Annotated in this window: 17 protein-coding genes; 8 read left to right on the forward strand and 9 right to left on the reverse strand. The window is 70.9% G+C overall.

The annotated features are described in order from the left end of the window. Positions 1 to 504 precede the first annotated feature (504 nt). Both GEV07_18525 and ugpC read right to left on the reverse strand, forming a co-directional pair. A complete protein-coding gene (locus tag GEV07_18525; GenBank protein ID MQA04619.1) occupies positions 505 to 807 on the reverse strand; it encodes a DUF3263 domain-containing protein in 303 nt (100 codons plus the stop codon). Between the two features lie 183 nt (positions 808 to 990). Continuing rightward, entirely contained in the window at positions 991 to 2082 is a 1092-nt protein-coding gene (ugpC, locus tag GEV07_18530) for a sn-glycerol-3-phosphate ABC transporter ATP-binding protein UgpC (GenBank protein ID MQA04620.1), read from the reverse strand. Between the two features lie 68 nt (positions 2083 to 2150). On the opposite strand from ugpC, the gene nagA reads away from it, so the two are divergent. After that, positions 2151 to 3326 (forward strand): N-acetylglucosamine-6-phosphate deacetylase, encoded by a 1176-nt coding sequence (gene nagA / locus GEV07_18535; protein MQA04621.1) that lies wholly within the window; start codon positions 2151 to 2153, stop codon positions 3324 to 3326. Positions 3327 to 3715: 389 nt separating this feature from the next. Here the strand turns inward: nagA and GEV07_18540 are convergent, their stop codons facing one another. Further along, entirely contained in the window at positions 3716 to 4366 is a 651-nt protein-coding gene (locus GEV07_18540) for an NUDIX domain-containing protein (GenBank protein ID MQA04622.1), read from the reverse strand. A gap of 133 nt (positions 4367 to 4499) precedes the next feature. Between GEV07_18540 and nadA the strand changes: the two genes are divergently transcribed. The 5 genes from nadA to GEV07_18565 all read left to right on the forward strand — a co-directional run bounded on the left by nadA (position 4500) and on the right by GEV07_18565 (position 9246). Next, positions 4500 to 5498: a quinolinate synthase NadA gene (gene nadA / locus GEV07_18545; GenBank protein MQA04623.1), complete on the forward strand. Its 999-nt coding sequence runs from the start codon at positions 4500 to 4502 to the stop codon at positions 5496 to 5498. Continuing rightward, the gene (locus tag GEV07_18550) at positions 5495 to 7087 is read left to right on the forward strand and encodes an L-aspartate oxidase (protein ID MQA04624.1); all 1593 of its coding nucleotides are present in this window, start codon (positions 5495 to 5497) and stop codon (positions 7085 to 7087) included. Before nadA ends, GEV07_18550 begins: the two co-directional genes overlap by 4 nt. Further along, complete coding sequence (locus GEV07_18555; protein MQA04625.1) at positions 7084 to 7923, forward strand: carboxylating nicotinate-nucleotide diphosphorylase; 840 nt, start codon at positions 7084 to 7086, stop codon at positions 7921 to 7923. Before GEV07_18550 ends, GEV07_18555 begins: the two co-directional genes overlap by 4 nt. 96 nt (positions 7924 to 8019) lie before the next feature. After that, positions 8020 to 8412 (forward strand): VOC family protein, encoded by a 393-nt coding sequence (locus GEV07_18560; protein MQA04626.1) that lies wholly within the window; start codon positions 8020 to 8022, stop codon positions 8410 to 8412. A 111-nt stretch (positions 8413 to 8523) separates the two neighbouring features. Then, positions 8524 to 9246 (forward strand): TSUP family transporter, encoded by a 723-nt coding sequence (locus tag GEV07_18565; protein ID MQA04627.1) that lies wholly within the window; start codon positions 8524 to 8526, stop codon positions 9244 to 9246. A 4-nt stretch (positions 9247 to 9250) separates the two neighbouring features. Here the strand turns inward: GEV07_18565 and GEV07_18570 are convergent, their stop codons facing one another. From GEV07_18570 to GEV07_18595, 6 genes are read right to left on the reverse strand one after another with little or no spacing between them, the layout of a single operon-like run. Beyond that, a complete protein-coding gene (locus GEV07_18570; protein ID MQA04628.1) occupies positions 9251 to 9610 on the reverse strand; it encodes a succinate dehydrogenase hydrophobic membrane anchor protein in 360 nt (119 codons plus the stop codon). Beyond that, complete coding sequence (sdhC, locus tag GEV07_18575) at positions 9607 to 10110, reverse strand: succinate dehydrogenase, cytochrome b556 subunit (GenBank protein ID MQA04629.1); 504 nt, start codon at positions 10108 to 10110, stop codon at positions 9607 to 9609. Before sdhC ends, GEV07_18570 begins: the two co-directional genes overlap by 4 nt. After that, a complete protein-coding gene (locus GEV07_18580; protein MQA04630.1) occupies positions 10107 to 11825 on the reverse strand; it encodes an FAD-binding protein in 1719 nt (572 codons plus the stop codon). Before GEV07_18580 ends, sdhC begins: the two co-directional genes overlap by 4 nt. After that, positions 11815 to 12522: a 2Fe-2S iron-sulfur cluster binding domain-containing protein gene (locus tag GEV07_18585; protein ID MQA04631.1), complete on the reverse strand. Its 708-nt coding sequence runs from the start codon at positions 12520 to 12522 to the stop codon at positions 11815 to 11817. Before GEV07_18585 ends, GEV07_18580 begins: the two co-directional genes overlap by 11 nt. Before the next feature lie 10 nt (positions 12523 to 12532). Next, complete coding sequence (gene argH, locus GEV07_18590) at positions 12533 to 14029, reverse strand: argininosuccinate lyase (GenBank protein ID MQA04632.1); 1497 nt, start codon at positions 14027 to 14029, stop codon at positions 12533 to 12535. A 28-nt stretch (positions 14030 to 14057) separates the two neighbouring features. Next, entirely contained in the window at positions 14058 to 14831 is a 774-nt protein-coding gene (locus GEV07_18595) for a helix-turn-helix domain-containing protein (protein ID MQA04633.1), read from the reverse strand. A gap of 209 nt (positions 14832 to 15040) precedes the next feature. Here GEV07_18595 and GEV07_18600 point away from each other — a divergent pair, with 209 nt between their 5' ends. Together GEV07_18600 and GEV07_18605 are read left to right on the forward strand one after the other, a co-directional pair. Further along, positions 15041 to 16414: an MFS transporter gene (locus GEV07_18600; protein ID MQA04634.1), complete on the forward strand. Its 1374-nt coding sequence runs from the start codon at positions 15041 to 15043 to the stop codon at positions 16412 to 16414. Next, positions 16240 to 17199: an SDR family oxidoreductase gene (locus GEV07_18605; protein MQA04635.1), complete on the forward strand. Its 960-nt coding sequence runs from the start codon at positions 16240 to 16242 to the stop codon at positions 17197 to 17199. The genes GEV07_18600 and GEV07_18605 overlap by 175 nt, the downstream gene beginning before the upstream one ends. Position 17200 lies beyond the last annotated feature (1 nt).

Here is a 17200-nt window from a genome sequence, read left to right on the forward strand (position 1 = left end):
ACCAGCCCCGGCGGGAACACCCGCGTGAGCACCCCGACCGAGACCAGGTCCGACAACCGACGATCCGAGGACGGCTTCTTCCACCCAGCACGAGGCATATCACCAAACTACACCGTCCAACGCTAACTGAACGGTATTGCGGCTAGCCACCGCCGAGCGACGCGCCGACCGCGAGAGCTCGCCACCGGGAGGATTGCCAGCCAGCCGGGGCTGCCGGCCAGCCTGGGCGGGCCGACCGGCGACGCCCTCCGCGGTGCATCGCACGGCGACCGGTGGACAGTGTGACCGCACCCGGCATAGCGGGCGTGCAAGTCAGCGCGGGCCGATACCAGCGAGCGGCAGGCAGCCGCGGCGGCGAGGTACCGGGGAGGGCCGAGCCTGCTGACCAGGGCGGCGAAGCGCCGGCGGCGTGTCGGGCGCGGGCTTCCGGCCTGGCCGGCGAGGTGCAGAGCCGGGCTTCCGACCGACGCCAGCGAGGTGTCGGTCGGGCCGGCGAGCTGAGGGTTACTGGGCGGGGCTGGCGAGCTCGCCGCGGCGGGCGGACCTGGCGCGTTGGCGGGAGGCGCGCATCCGGCGGAGGCGTTTCACCAGCATTGGGTCGTGCTCGAGCGCTTCCGGACGGTCGATCAGTGCGTTGAGGATCTGGTAGTAGCGGGTCGCGGGCATCCCGAACAGGTCTCGGATCGCCTGCTCCTTGGCCCCGGCGTACTTCCACCACTTCCGCTCGAAGGCCAGGATCTCCGCGTCTCGCTCGGACAGCTCACCTGGCACGTCAGCGGCTGCTCTCGACTGCGCGGCGATGCTCATGCAGAACCTCCGGATCAAACGGCTCGGTCAGCCACATCGTACGCACCAAACTACACCTATGTCATTCAACGAGACTCGCGTAGGCCAGGCGGGACCTACACCCTGCGCTCACTTTACGCGTTCACCACGACAGCACGCAGGGGCGTGTCCCTTCGCGAAGTGACACGCCCTTGGACGGCTCGTTCAGTTGGACAGCCGCTCGCCGCTCACGCCGTCGAACACGTGCAGCGACTGCTCGTGGAGGCGCAGCCCCACCGTCGCACCCTTGACCGGGGTGTTCTTCGGGTCGCAGCGGACGGTGATCTCCTGGGTGTCCTCGTGGCCGGGCACCACCGCGGAACAGTACGCGAACGCGTCCGAGCCCAGTTCCTCGACGAGCTCGACGGTCGCCTTCAGCCCGTCGCCCTCGGCGCCGATCAGGACGCCCTCCGGCCGCGCACCGACGACCACCTTGCCGTCGCTGACCTGGCCACGCTGGTCGGGCGTCAGCGGGAGCATGTAGCCGTCACCCAGGTCGACGCCGGCCTCGGAGATGGTGCCGTTGATCAGGTTCATCGCCGGCGAGCCGATGAACCCGGCGACGAACACGTTCGCCGGGTTCTCGTACAGGTTCAGCGGCGTGTCGACCTGCTGCAGCAGACCGTCCTTGAGCACGCAGACCCGGTCGCCCATGGTCATGGCCTCGATCTGGTCGTGCGTGACGTAGATCGTGGTGACGCCCAACCGCCGCTGCAGCGAGGCGATCTGGGTACGGGTGGCGACACGCAGCTTGGCGTCCAGGTTGGACAGCGGCTCGTCCATCAGGAAGACCTGCGGCTGGCGCACGATCGCGCGCCCCATCGCGACCCGCTGCCGCTGACCGCCGGACAGCTTCGCCGGCTTGCGGTCGAGGAACTCCTCGAGCTCGAGCAGCTTCGCGGCTTCCATCACCCGCTCGTTGATCTCGGCCTTCGGCGTCCGCTTGATCTTCAGGTGGAAGCCGATGTTGTCCCGTACGGTCATGTGCGGGTAGAGCGCGTAGTTCTGGAAGACCATCGCGATGTCACGGTCCTTGGGCGGCAGGTTCGTGACGTCGCGCTCGCCGATGTAGATGTTACCCTTGTCGACTCCCTCAAGGCCCGCGAGCATCCGCAGCGAGGTCGACTTGCCACAACCGGACGGGCCGACGAGAACCATGAATTCGCCGTCGTTGACCTCGAGATCCAACGCGTCCACAGCGGGGTCGTCGGAGCCTGGGTAGATGCGGGAGGCCTTGTCGAAGAAGACCCGAGCCATGAACGTCTCCTCTGGTGGGCGTCATTGCGAGTTTGCGACATGCTCTCCTGCCGCGACAGCCGCGGTCAATGGGCTACGGTCACCGACAGCACCGCGGCGAGGAGGTAGGGGTGACAGTACTAGCCGGCGGCAGACTGGTGGGGCCGGAGCGGGTGACGGCCGGCTGGCTCCGGGTCGCCGACGGACGCCTCACCGACGTGGGCACAGGTCCACCGCCGGCGCCCACCGCGGACGAACACTCGTTGCAGTTGGACGGTTACGTTCTGCCAGGCTTCGTCGACCTGCACTGCCACGGTGGCGGCGGCGCGACCTTCACCACCGACGACCCGGCGCAGGCGAGGGCCGCCGCGGACTTCCACCTCCGCCACGGCACCACCACCATGCTGGCCAGCCTGGTCACGGCGCCGCTCGCGACCCTGACCGGGCAGGCGGCCGTGCTGTCCGGCCTCGCCGCGGACGGTGCGATCGCCGGGGTGCACTTCGAGGGACCGTTCCTGTCCGCACAGCGCTGCGGCGCGCAGGACCCCGCGCATCTGCGCGATCCCGACCCGGGGGCCGTCGAGGCGCTGCTGGACGCCGCCGCAGGCCGTGCCGCGATGATCACCGTGGCACCTGAGCTGCCCGGCGCGCTCGACCTCGTCCGCACGGCGGTGGCCGCGGGGGTCGTGCCTGCGGTCGGCCACACCGACGCGACGTACGACCAGGCGCGCGCGGCGATCGACGCCGGCGCCACCGTCGCCACCCACCTGTTCAACGGGATGCGCCCGCTGCACCATCGCGAACCCGGCCCGATCCTCGCCTGCCTATCCGCGCCGCAGGTGACCTGCGAGCTGATCAACGACGGCGTGCACCTGGACCCGCGGGTGGTCAGGTTCGCCGCGGAGACCGGCACGGCGTGCCTGGTCACCGACGCGATCAGCGCCGCCGGCAGCAGCGATGGGACGTACCAGCTCGGCTCGTTGGCGGTGCAGGTCGCCGACGGCGTGGCCAGACTCGCCGACGGCGGCTCGATCGCCGGCAGCACGCTCACCATGGACACAGCCGTACGCCGGGCCGTACAGGACGCCGGCCTCTCCCTGGTCGACGCGGCACGGGCCGCCTCGCTCACCCCGGCGCAGGCGCTCGGCCTCGCCGACACGGTCGGCAGCCTCGAGCCAGGCAAGCGCGCCGACCTGGTGGTACTCGACGACGCCCTCCAGCTGACCGGCGTCATGCGCGCGGGCGAGTGGGCCATCGGCCCGTGACGGCGCGGCGGGTCAGCGGGGTGGCCGGAAGGCGACACTGCCAGCCGCCGGGCGCAGAACCGGCACAGCGAAGCGGGCCGGCCGCCAGCGGGACCGCTCGCCACCGATCCCCGGGTCGGCTCCAGCCCCGCCGGCCGGCTGGTGAGGGCCGGCGTTATTCGCGCCGGCGAGTGGGGCATCGGCCCGTGACGGCGCCGCCGATCCCCCGGGCCGGCGCCAGCCGCCGGCCGGCTGGTGACGGCGCGGCGGGTCAGCGAGGTGGCCGGAAGGCGACACTGCCAGCCGGTGCGCTGCCGGTACAGCGAAGCCGACCGACCACCGGCGGGACCGCTCGCCGCCGATCCCCGGGTCGGCTCCAGCCGCCGGCCGGCCCGTGACGGCGCGGCGGGTCAGCGGGGTGGCCGGAAGGCGACGAACTCGTCGGTGACCGCCAGGCGGTGGGTGCGGAAGCGATACAGCGAAGCCGGGCGGCCGCCGGCGGGGCCGCTCGCCGTCGCGCCGCCGGTGGGCTCCAGTTGGCGGCGTCTGGTGAGGAAGCGCTGCAGGTTGGTGGCGTCCACGTCGTAGCCGAGGGACGCGGCGTAGAGCTCGCGCAGCGTGGAGATGGTGAACTCCGGCGGCGCGAGCGCGAACCCGATGTTCGTGTAGGAGAGCTTCGCCCGTAGCCGTTCCACCGCGCCGGCGACGATCGCGCCGTGGTCGAACGCCGTCACGGGCAGCGCGTCGGTTGGGCACCAGGCGGTGTCCGCGGGCACCCGGGGGTCGGCGTCGGTCGGCACCAGCCCGAGGAACGCGGTGGCGATGCGGCGTGCCCCCGGGCGCCGGTGCGGGTCGGAGAAGACGGCGAGCTGCTCGTGGTGCGCGACGTCCCTGACGTCGACCTTCTCCGCGAGCTGCCGCACTACGGACTCCTCGACGCTCTCCCCCGCGCCGAGCACGCCGCCGGGCAGCGCCCAGTGGCCGTCCGCGGGTGGCTGCGCCCGCTGCCACAGCAGCACGTGCAGCCGGCCGTCCCGAACGCTGAGTACGGCGGCGAGCACTTCGTGGACGACTGAGCCGACCGGCACGGGCGCCGCGGTGTTAGGATCATGCACGTTTTCGACTATAAGTCGAAAACATCAGGGTCGACACGACGCCGCGCCGACCGGCAGGTGAAAGCGAGGAGAGGTACCCATGACGCAGCTGGTCACGGAGCACGACGCGGAGGCGGCGACGCCGCTGTGGCAGGCGGAGGTCCGCCGGCTCGCGCAGCAACGCGACGCCGTGCTGCTCGCGCACAACTACCAGGTGCCGGCGATCCAGGACGTCGCCGACCACGTCGGCGACTCGCTCGCGCTCTCCCGGATCGCCGCGGAGTCCTCGGCGTCCACCATCGTCTTCTGCGGCGTGCACTTCATGGCGGAGACGGCGAAGATCCTCTCCCCCGGCAAGACGGTGCTCATCCCGGACGAGCGCGCCGGCTGCTCGCTGGCCGACTCCATCACGGCCGACCAGCTCCGCGCGTGGAAGGCGGAGCATCCCGGCGCCGTGGTCGTCTCGTACGTGAACACCACCGCAGAGGTGAAGGCGGAGACCGACGTCTGCTGCACCTCGTCGAACGCGGTGGAGGTGGTGCGCTCGATCCCACCGGAGCAGGACGTGCTGTTCCTGCCCGACGTGTTCCTCGGCGCACACGTGAAGCGGGTCACCGGCCGCGAGAACGTCCACGTCTGGCACGGCGAGTGCCACGTGCACGCCGGCATCGACGGCGCCGCGCTCGCGAGCAAGGCCGAGGCCACGGCGGACGCCGAGCTGTTCGTCCACCCGGAGTGCGGCTGCGCCACCTCAGCGCTCTACCTGGCCGCGAGCGGCACCGTGGACGCCGACCGGGTGCACGTGCTGTCCACCGGCGGGATGCTCGACGCGGCGCGGTCCACCGCGGCGAAGAGCGTGCTCGTCGCCACCGAGGTGGGCATGCTGCACCAGCTCAGGAAGGCCGCGCCCGACGTCGACTTCCAGCCGGTCAACGGCCGGGCGAGCTGCCGCTACATGAAGATGATCACGCCGGCCGCGCTGCTGCGGTCGCTACGGGACGGCACCGACGAGGTGCACGTCGACCCGACCATCGCCGAACGTGCGCGCTCCGCCGTGACGCGGATGATCGCGATCGGCCAGCCGGGCGGCGGCGAGTGAGCCCCGGCACGCCGATCCAGCTGGCCGGCGTCGACCTGCTCGTCGTCGGTAGCGGGGTGGCCGGGCTGACGGCGGTGCTCGAAGCCCGCGCGCTCGGCCTGCGCACGCTCGTGGTCACCAAGGCCGGCCTGCCCGACGGCAGCACCCGTTGGGCGCAGGGCGGCATCAGCGTCGTGCTCGACGAGCTCGACACCGGCGACAGCGTGGCCGCCCACGTCGCGGACACTGTCACCGCAGGTGCCGGCTTGTGCGACGAGACGGCCGTACGGGCGATCCTGGCCGAAGGGCCGGCGGCCGTCCGCCAGCTCACCAGGCGCGGCGCGGCGTTCGACCGCACGGCGGCCGGGGAGTACGCGCTGACCAGGGAGGGCGGGCACAGCGCGTTCCGGGTGATCCACGCCGGCGGCGACGCGACAGGCGCGGAGGTGGAGCGCGCGCTCGTGGCCGCCGCGAGGGGCGACCAGACGGCGATCCTGCCGCACCACAGCGTCGTCGGGCTGTGCGTCGACGAGCGCGGCGTCACCGGCGCGCAGCTGCTCGACGGCGCCGGCAACCAGGTGCTCGTGCCGGCCGGTGCCGTGCTGCTCGCCACCGGCGGCGTCGGCCAGCTCTACGCGGCCACCACCAACCCGCCGGTCGCCGCCGGCGAGGGCCTCGCGCTCGCGCTGCGTGCCGGGGCGGCGCTGGCAGACGTCGAGTTCGTGCAGTTCCACCCGACGGCGCTGTGGACCGGCGAGCCAGGCGGCCAGCGTCCGCTGGTCACCGAGGCCGTGCGGGGCGAGGGCGGCGTGCTCGTCGACGACGCCGGCCGGCCGGTCATGGCCGGTGTGCACCCGCTGGCCGACATGGCACCGCGGGACGTGGTCGCCGCCGCCATCACGCGCCGGCTCGCGGCCACCGGCACCGACCACGTCTGGCTGGACGCCACCGGCATGGACGCGTTCGCCACCCGCTTCCCCACCGTGCACGCGTCGTGCCTGGCGATCGGCGTCGACCCGGCGACCGCGCCGATCCCCGTGACGCCCGCGGCGCACTACCTCTGCGGGGGTGTCGCCGTCGACCTGGACGGATGGACGTCCGTCCCCGGCCTGTACGCGGCCGGCGAGGTCGCCCGCACCGGCCTGCACGGCGCGAACCGGCTCGCCTCGAACAGCCTGGTCGAGGGCCTGGTGACGGGTGCCAGGGCGGCGCACGCCATCGCCCGTGAACGCAGGCAGCCAGCCGCCTCCGTCACACCGGCACCCGTCGTCGGCCGGCGGGTGGACCGGCCGACGCTGCAGCGGCTGGCCAGCAGCCGGCTCGCCCTCGGCCGCGACGCCGCCGGCCTGGCCGCGGTCGACGCGCTGCTCGACACCGCCGACCCGGTCGCCGTCACCAGCGGGGAGCTGGCTGTCGACTGCGCGGTCACCCTGGTTGCGCGGGCGGTCGCCGTGGCCGCCGCGCACCGTGAGGAGAGCCGCGGCTGCCACGTGCGGCACGACGCGCCGCGGCCGCTGGAGAGCTGGCGGCGCAGTACGTACCTCAGGCTGGCCGACCCGGCCAACGACCGTTCCCTGGACACCGTGGCACCCGTAGGAGTGAACCGATGACCGAGCTCGACACCGCACGCGAGGTGGTCCGTACGGCGCTCGCCGAGGACCTGCACCTCGGGCCGGACGCGACGACGGCCGCCACGGTGCCCGCCGACGCCAGGTCGAAGGCGCGGCTGACCAGCCGGCGGCCCGGCGTGCTCGCCGGCCTGCCGCTGGTCGACGTGGTGCTCGGCGAGCTGCTCACGGCGGACGCGTACGAGCTGCACGCCGAGCGGGCGGACGGCGACCGGCTGCCGGCCGGCTGCGTCGTCGCCACGGTGACCGCACCCACCTGTGAGCTGCTCACGGCGGAACGCACGCTGCTCAACCTGCTCGGCCATCTCAGCGGCATCGCCACCGTGACGCGGGCCTGGGTGGATGCCGTCGCGGGCACCGGCTGCGCGATCAGGGACACCAGGAAGACGCTGCCCGGCCTGCGCCCGCTGGAGAAGTACGCGGTGCGCTGCGGCGGTGGCGTCAACCACCGGCTCGGCCTCGGCGACGCCGTCCTGGTCAAGGACAACCACGTCGCCGCCGCCGGGTCGATCACCGCTGCCGTCGAGGCCGTACGGGCACACGCCCCTGCGCTGCCGTGCGAGGTGGAGGTGGACACCCTCGACCAGCTGGACGAGGCGGTCGCACTCGGCGTACCGCTCGTGCTGCTCGACAACATGTCCGTCGAGCAGTGCGCGGACGCCGTACGCCGGGTGGCGGGCAGCGGCACCAAGCTGGAGGTCTCGGGCGGGCTGCAGCTGGAGCAGGCACACGCGTACGCGCAGACCGGCGTGGACTACCTGTCCGTCGGCGCCCTCACGCACTCCGCGCCGGCGCTGGACATCGCGCTCGACCTCTGACCGCCGGTGCGCAAGCTGGAAGAAGCCAGGACGGCGGTGGATGGTCTATCGTCCGGTTGCTACAAGCACTGGAGTCGAACTGGAGAAGGCACCACCATGCGAATCAGTTTCGCCCAGATCTTCGTCAACGACCAGGACCGCGCCGTCGACTTCTACACCGGCAAGCTCGGCTTCCAGGTGAAGACCGACGCCGCGTACGGTCCTGGCGCCCGCTGGCTCACCGTCGTGTCACCTGAGGACCCGGACGGGCCCGAGCTGCTGCTCGACCTGCCGGACGAGGCAGCGAGTGCGTTCCAGAAGCACGTGTACGAGAACGGCCGACCGGCGATCTCGCTCACGACGACCGACCTCGGCGCGGATTACGCACGGCTGAAGGAGGCCGGCGTCGGCTTCACCATGGCGCCGACGCAGATGCCGTACGGCGGCACCGACGCGGTCTTCGACGACACCTGCGGCAACTACATCAACCTGCACCAGGACTGGGCCTGAGGGCGACGACGCTGTGAGCGGGCTCACCCACATATTCCGTGGTTCACCGGAGGACTGACGGCGCAGACTGCTGAGGACTGGGCCGACAGTTGCCTGCCGGGCAAGGAGCCGATGGACCTCACGCTGATCGTCGTCGTCGCCGCCATCGTGGCCGTGGCATCGCTGTTGGGTGGGCTCAGCGGCTTCGGCTACGGGCTGGTCGCCGCGCCCTCGCTGCTCGCCGTGGGCGTGCCGATGCCGACCATCGTGCTGCTCAACCTCGGCCTCGGCATCATCACCCGCGGGGTTGCCCTCGCGCGGCTGCGCCGCCACGTCACCCGCCGGGCGACGCTGCTGGTCGCCGGCAGCCTCCCCGGCTACTCGGTCGGCGCCCTGTTGCTCGGCAGGATCGACACCGAGGTGCTGAAGGTCGCCACCGGCGCCATCGTCATCGTGCTCGCGCTCGTGTCGCTGGCGATGCGGAAGCCCGCGTACCAACCGGCGAAGGGCTCGTTCTTCTTCGCCGGCGCGGCCGGCGGCCTGCTGGGCGCGACGACCTCGCTCAACGGCGTGGTGCCGGCGCTCGTGATGACGCAGGCGCGCCCGCCGAGCAGGGAGTTCATCGCCGACCTGGCCGCGTTCTTCGTCGGGTCGAGTATTTTCGGCCTGGTCGCCGTCCTCGTCGGCGGTATCTCGGCCCCGCACGGCTGGCTGCTGCTCGCCATCTCCGTGCCAGGCTCAGTCGCGGGCAACCTGATCGGCACGTGCGCCGGCACCCGGCTGCCGGCGCACGTGTTCCGTACGATCGCGTTGTTCGTGGTGATCTGCGCGGGCGTCGCCGCGATCCTCGCCTGACGGTTCAGCTGGCGGCGCCGACCACGAGCACGGTGACGCCGAAGGCCAGCAGCACGGCGGTCAGTGCGACGAGCGCCGACCGCCAGGGCCGTCGCCTGCCGGGGCGCACGTAGTCGTCGATCGCCACCCACACCCCGCTCGCGCCATGGCTGAGCGCGCACGCGAGCAGCAGCCCGTCCCAGACCACCCAGAGCACCGTGCTCCAGCGCTCGGCGATGAACGACGCGTCGGTCGCGGCGACGTCGTTGACGATGTGTGTCACGGCGAAGTGCCCGGTGACTAGCACCGCGAGCAACAGCCCCGTGACGCGCACCATGAGGTAGCTCAGCACCGCGCGCCTGGCAGCGGGCATCGTCTTCGTCATGCCATCACCGGGCCAAGGATCACGACGCTGCCCGCGATGCCGAGCCCGAGCGTCAACACCAGGACGCCACCGAGCATTCGCAGCGAGCCGGTCAGACCGACGTTGCCGATGTCCACGGCAAGCAGGCGCAGGCCGTTGAACGTGTGGAAGCAGATCGCCAGCAACAGGGCGCACTCGAACACCCGCAGCGGTGCCGTGCCGTAGAGCGCATGCACGGAGTCGTACAGCGCTGGTGAGAACACGTAAAGGCTGACGTCCACCAGGTGCAGGCAGAGGAACGCGAAGATGCCGAACCCGCTGATCCGGTGGGCGTAGAACGCCCACCGGGCCGCCTCCGCCCGCTCGTTGCGCGACCTGGCGATGCGGCGCAGCAACGCCCAGCTGAGGAACGCGCCGCCGTCCACCCGGCGCGCGGACCCCAGGACCACCACGGTGAACGCCACCACGACGACCAGCACCCCGGTGAGCCCGGCGAGGAACACCAGCTGTGCCGCGGTCACGACACCTCCTCCGGGCTCAGCCTGGTGTGTTGCACCTGGTGGGTCTCGACTTCCGCGTTGCCGCGGAGCACGACGTACTGCGACCACTGCGCGTCGTCCTGCTCGGGGAAGTCCGACCGGTAGTGCGCGCCGCGCGACTCCTCCCTGTGCAGCGCCGAGACCACCACCGCACGCGCCACGGCGAGCTGATTGGCCAGGTCGAGCGCCTCCTGCCACCCGTAGTTGACCTGCGCAGGCCCCGGCACGGCGACGTGCTCGAGGCGCGCGGTCAGCTCGCCGATCTTGCCGAGGCAGTCGCGCAGCCCCGCTCCGTCGCGTACGACGCCGCAGCCGAGCCACATCGCGTCCTTCAGCTCCGCGGTGAGCGGGAACGGCGTCTCCCCCGAGGTACGCGACAGCGGTGCGTACGTACGCGCCAGCGACGCCGCGACCTGCGCGCGGTCGGGCTCCCGCAGCGCCCGCCCGACGACCTCCGCGACGGCCGTGTCGCCGGCCCTCGCACCGAACACCGTCGACTCCGCGACACCGTTGCCACCCAACCGGTTCGCGCCGTGGGTACCGCCGGAGTCCTCGCCTGCGACCAGCAGGCCGGCCAGCTCGGTGCGGCAGTCGCGGTCGATGAGCACACCGCCCATGTGGAAGTGCGCGGTCGGCGACACCTCGACCGGTCCGGTGGCCAGGTCCTGGCCGATCTGCCTGGTACGTTCCACCATCCCGGGGAACAGCCGCTCCACCTCCGCCTTGCCGAGGTGCGAGATGTCGATGAGCACACCGCCGGCAGACGTACCCCTGCCGGCCATGATCTCCGTGTACCCGGCACGCGAGACGACGTCGCGGGTCGACCGTTCCATCCGCTCGGCATCGTAGCGCGCCATGTATCGCTCGCCTACGGCGTTGAAGAGGTACGCGCCCGCGCCGCGCAGGCCCTCCTCGAGCACCGCGCCCGTCATCCGCGCCTGGTCGGCCAGCAACCCGGTGGGGTGGAACTGCAGCATCTCCATGTCGCGCAACGGCAAGCCGGCGCGCCAGCACATGGCGACGCCGTCGCCGGTCTTCTCCCGCGCGGGCGCGGCGATGCGGTACATGGTCGCCGAGCCGCCGGTCGCCACGACCACCACCCGCGCCCTGATCAGCAACGCCTTGCCGGTACGAACGTCGAGTGCGGTGAGACCGGTCAGCTCGCCGTCCGCGTCTAGCACGAGGTCGAGCGCGCGCACGTCCTCCAGCTCGCTCGGCAGCACGCGGAACATCTGGTCCCGCAGCCGGCCCATGATCTCGATGCCGGTGAGGTCGCCGCGGTGCACGGTGCGGTCGAACTGCTGCCCCGCGAACGCCTTCTGGTGGATGCGGCCGTCCGGGCCACGGTCGAAGAAGCAGCCGACGCGCGTCTCCAGCTCGTGGATGACCTTCGGCGCGTCGGTGACGAGGGTGTGCGCGAGCTCCTGGTCGTTGAGGAACTTCCCGCCCTCCAGGGTGTCGCGCAGGTGCAGGTCCACCGAGTCGGCCGGGTCGAGCACGGCGTTGTAGCCGCCCTGCACCATCCGCGTGCAGCCCGACCTGCCCACGGCGCCCTTGCTGACGACCGTCACGTCGAGCTCGGGCGCCGCGTCCTTCACGTGCAGTACGCACATCAGCCCCGCGCCGCCACTGCCGACGACCGCGACGTCGGTGTCGACGACGGTGAGGTCGGCCGGGTCGGGGATCTCAACGGTCATCGGCACTCCCTGGCCGCAGCCGCCAGGCACGCAGCTGCCGGATCGCCCCGGCCGGGTCGAGGCCCTTCGGGCACACGGCGCTGCAGCCGTAGACGTAGTGACACCGGTCCACGCCGCCCGCGCCACCTGCCGCGGCGAGCCGCTGAGCGCCGGCGGCGTCCCTGCTGTCGGCGACCAGCACCATCGCCCGGTTCAGTGCAGCCGGCCCGAGGAAGTCACGCGAACCCGCGGCGACGGCGCAGCTGGAGAAGCAGGCGCCGCAGCCGATGCAGTCCAGCCCCGGGTCGATCAGCTGCCGCTCCTCGGCGTCCGGGGCGATCACCGCCGGCTCGGTCAGGTCGTCGCGCGGCACCAGGTACGGCGTCACCTTCGCCCACTCCCGCCAGAACGGCGCGGTGTCGACCACCAGGTCGCGCACGACCGGCAGGCCCGCCGCGGGGTCGATGCGTACGGTGTCGCGCTCCGGCGGCACCGGCGTCTGGCACGCCAGCACACTGCGTCCGTCCAGCCGGACGGTGCAGGTGCCGCACATCGCCACCCGGCACGAGTACTTGAAGCCGATGGCCGCGTCGTGCTCGCGCTGGATGGCGAGCAACAGGTCGAGCACCATCATCGGCTCGGTACGAGTGACCCGGAAGCTGTGTTGTGCCTCGGGGTCGCTGCGGTGCACGACCACCGTCAACGCGTTGGCTGGCATCACACCACCGTCAACCGACGTGCCTGGCTACGTGGGCAGCCAGCTCCTTCTCGGCCGCAGCCAACCGATCGCGGCGTTCCGCCGCCCACGCGTCGTCGTCCTCGAGGCGACGGGACGCAGTGGCCAGCGACTGGGCGACGCTCTCCGGCGCGGGACCGCCTGGCACCTTGTGCGCGGCGACGAACGCGGTCGGGTCGAGAGCGGAGTGCACTGCCTCGTCGGTGAGCGTCAGCTCCCGCCCGAGCACCTCGCGCGCCGCTTCCGCGACCATGGCCGCGTCGATCTCGGCGGGCTGCCAGGTGCCCTGCACGGCGCGCAGCACCAGGTGTCCGACGACGCGGTGGGCCGTGCGCGCGTCCACACCGGTCTCGCGGTGGATCACCGCCGCAAGCTCGGTCGCCGTCGCGAACCCGGACGCCGCCCGCGCCAGCATCCGGCACGGGTGGATAGTCATCGACCGGATCGTCCCGTCGAGCAGCCGCAGCACCTGCTCTGCCTCGTCGAGCAACCGGAAGGCCGGCGGCACGATCTCCTCTTCCACGTCCTTGAGGTCCTGGAAGTTGGTGTTGTGCAGCGTGCCGTACGCGCTCGTCATCTCGCCGATCGCGTGCGCACCGCGCGCCCGTACGTACTCGAACGGGTACGCGTTCTTCTTCTGCGGCATCATGCTGCTCGACCCGGAGAACTCGTCCCCGATCTCCACCAGGCCGAACTCGTCGGTGCTCCACATGTAGAGGTCCTGCGCGAGCCGGCTCGCGGTCACCAGCATGTTCGCCAACGCGGCCGTGGTCTCGAGGACGTAGTCGCCGCTCGAGACGCAGTCGATGGTGTTCTCGCGCACCCCGTCGAAGCCGAGCAGGTCGGCGACGAGCGCCCGGTCCACCGGATACGACGTGCCGGCGAGTGCACCGCAGCCGAGCGTGCACTGGTTGGTGTTGCCGTACGCGGCCACCAGCCGGTCGTGGTCGCGCCCGAACGCCGCGACCATGCCGAGCAGGTAGTGCCCTACGGTCGCCGGCTGTGCGGGCTGGAAGTGTGTCCACTGCGGCATCACCGTGTCGGCCTCGCGCTCGGCGAGGTCGAGCAGCGTGCGGGTGAAGCCGCTCAGCAGCTCGGCGATGTCGAGGATGCGCGAGCGGAGCACCAGCCGGGTCAGCGGCTCAGGCCTGGTACGCCCGATGTTCACCTCACCGGCGGCCTCGTCCCCGGCGTGCTCGGCGAGCTTCGCCTCGACGTGCGAGTAGAAGTACTCGTAGGCCGGGTTGAACTCCGCTATCGCATCCGGCCCCTCCGCGTCGAGCGCGAGCACGGCCTGCAGCAGTGCGCGCCCGCGGTCGGCCGGCACGATGCCCGTCTCGACGAGCATCGACACCCACGCCTTGTTGGTCTCCAACAGGTACCCGTAGTAGTGCTCCTGCATGAACCGGAAGCTCGGTTCGAGCACGGTCTGGGTGTAGACCTCACCCGGCGGCTGCTGGAGTCGTTCCCTGGAGATCCGCTCGGACATCGAGCACCTGCCTTTCCGCACAACCCGGTCAGTTCCCTGATGAAGTGAGCACCTCGGAGAGCTCGGCCGCGAGCGTGCGTATCCGCCCCACGTGCTTGCGCAGTGCCGGCAGGTCGAGCCGCGCGCCCACGGAAGACACGGCGATGGCCGCGACCGCCTGGCCGTCGCTCCCGGTCACAGGCGCGGCGATCGAGCAGCCGCCAGCCACCCGCTCCCCCTCGCTGCCCGCGACTCCCGTACGCCTGATCTCGTCGAGCTGCGCCGCGAGCTCGTCCGGCGAGACGATCGTGTTCGGTGCGTACTTCGGCAGCTCGCCGGCGAGCATCCGCTGCTCCGCCCGCGCGTTGAACGCGAGGAGCACCTTCCCCGTCGCACCTGCGTTCAGCGGGTACGGCCGACCGAGATCCAACGCGAACCTGATCTCGTGCGGTGCCTGCACCGCGTCCACACAGACGTACGTCCGGTCGACGAGCAGCGAGAGCGACGCGCTCTCCCCCGTCGACGCGACGAGCTCGTACAGGAACGGGCGGGCGAGCAGGGTGGAGCTGATCGCGCTACCCGTAGCCAGCTGGAGCAACCGCGGCCCGAGCACGAACCGCTTGGTGTGCGGGTCACGATGCACGAACCCACGCCGCTCCAGTGTCGACAACAGCCGATGACTCGTCGACTTGTCCAGCCCCACCCCACGCGCGACGTCGAGGTTGCGTGCACCCTCAGGCGCAGCCGCAATCTCCTCGAGCAGGTCGATCGCCTTGTCGACCGTCATGCTGCCGGCCCGCGACTCTAGCTGCATCGTTCTCATCTCAATAACCGGGATCACCTGATTGAGCGGTCACACCAGATTTAAGCACTTCTTGTGTTGCACTGAAAAGACTATATAGTTTGATGACGCTCGATCCATCAAGTAAGATCAATAATTAAGATTCAACCCCTGCGGTCACGCGACCCAGGGACGGGGAGCCACCGGCGAGCAGTTCCGCTCATGACGACGAGGACACAAGGCGGATTGACATGGCGACAAATGGTGACCCACGTTCCGTGGCCGGGCACGACACGGTGTTGACCAAACGGGTCGTCACCGCGGCCACGTTCGGCAGCACGATCGAGTACTACGACTTCTTCCTCTACGGCACCGCCGCGGCGTTGGTGTTCCCGAAGGTCTTCTTCCCGCAGTTCGACCCGGTCGCGGGAACGATCCTGTCGTTCGGCACCTTCGCCGTTGGTTTCATCTCCCGTCCGCTCGGCGCGCTGGTGTGCGGGCACTATGGCGACAAGATCGGTCGCAAGGCGATGTTGATGCTCACCTTGCTGCTCATGGGCTTGGCCACTGTCGGCATTGGCCTGCTGCCGACCTACCAATCAGTCGGCATCGTTGCACCGCTGCTGTTGATCACCCTGCGCTTCCTGCAAGGCTTTTCGTTCGGTGGCGAGCTCGGCGGCGCGGCAGTCATGGCGGTCGAGCACGCGCCGAGGGGTCGGCGGGGTTTCTGGGGCAGCATCCCGTACATCGGCTCCCCCATTGGGCTGGGATTGTCGACCGCCACGATCTTGCTGGTTGCCGTCGCCGTCTCCGACGAAGCGTTCATCGACTGGGGCTGGCGCGTGCCGTTCGTGGCGAGCATCGTGATGGTCGCGATCGGCTTCTACGTCAGGCTGCGGGTGACGGAGACGCCGGTGTTCGAGGACCTGAAGCAGAACCGCGAGGTCGTCAAGCACCCGGTGCTCCGGCTGCTACGCACCGAACCGAAGCAGCTGTTGCTCAACACCGGTCTGCACCTCGGCATCACCGTGACGTTCTACATGACCACCGTCTTCATCATCTCGTACCTGACGGCCACGCTCGGCCTGTCGCAAGTGCTCGCGCTGAGCGCGGTGCTCATCGCCTGTGCCTGCTTCATCGCCGTGCAGATCATCGCGGGTGCGGTCTCCGACCGGTTCGGGCGCAGGAAGGTCTACCTGGTCGGTGCTCTCTGGGTTGCCGTGATGGCGTTCCCCTACTACCTGATGGTCAACACCGGTTCACCGGTGTTGGTCACCGCTGCGATCGTGCTACTCGGCAGCGGGATCTACATCATGTACGGTCCGCAACCTGCGTACTTCTCCGAGCTGTTCGCACCGAGCGTGCGGTTCACCGGCTTCGCGCTCCCGGTCGCCGTGGCCACGGTGATCGGTGGCTCGACGACACCGATTCTCGCCACTGCGCTGACGGCCTGGGCGGGCGGCAAGCCTTGGGGTGTGGCGGGCTACCTCGTCGTCATCGGCCTGCTCACCGCGGCCTGTGCGTGGGCGAGCAGGGAGACGCTCGACACGGACCTCACTGCAGACCGCCACCAGGAGGCGGCGCGGTCGAGCAGCCCGAGCGGTGCGGAACCGGGGGCGGCGTGAGTGCGTGTCCCGCCTCGGCCGAGCAGCTGCGAGCCACCTTCGACCTAGCCGGTCGCACGGCCTTCGTCACGGGCGGCGCCTCGGGCCTCGGTCAACTGTCCGCGCTCGGGCTCGCCGCCTTCGGCGCCGACGTCGTCCTCTGTGACCTTGACGGCAACGACACGTATCGCACGGCGTCACAGGTCGCGGTCGAGACCGGCCGCCGGTGTGTCGGCTGGCAGCTCGACGTCACGGACGCGGGGCAGGTGGAGGACGTCGTCGCCCGTGTCGAGGACGAGGTCGGTGCCATCGACATCTGCGTCAACAGCGCGGGCATCAACCACCGGGAGCTCGCGGCCGACCTGGCGGTGGACGACTTCCGCCGGGTGCTCGACGTGAACTTGGTCGGCACCTTCCAGTGCGCGCAGGCCGTGGGTCGCCGGATGGTGGCGCGTCGGTCGGGCAAGGTGATCAACCTGGCCTCGGTGCTCGGTCTCACCGGCGCCACGCACCAGGCGGCGTACGCGTCGAGCAAGGGCGCCGTCATCCAGCTGACCAAGGTGCTGGCGATGGAATGGGTGTCGCACAACGTGCAGGTGAACGCACTGGCGCCCGCCCACGTGGCGACACCGCTGACCGACGAGCTGACACCGGAGCTCAGACAGCGGGCACTGGAACGGATCCCGCAACACAGGTTCGCCGAGAGTCACGAGATCGTCGCCCCGGTGGTGTTCCTGGCCTCCCGGGCTTCGGACTTCGTGACCGGCTCGACACTGCCGTTCGATGGAGGGTGGACCGCGGCATGAA

The organism is Streptosporangiales bacterium (assembly GCA_009379825.1).
Taxonomy (GTDB): domain Bacteria; phylum Actinomycetota; class Actinomycetes; order Streptosporangiales; family WHST01; genus WHST01.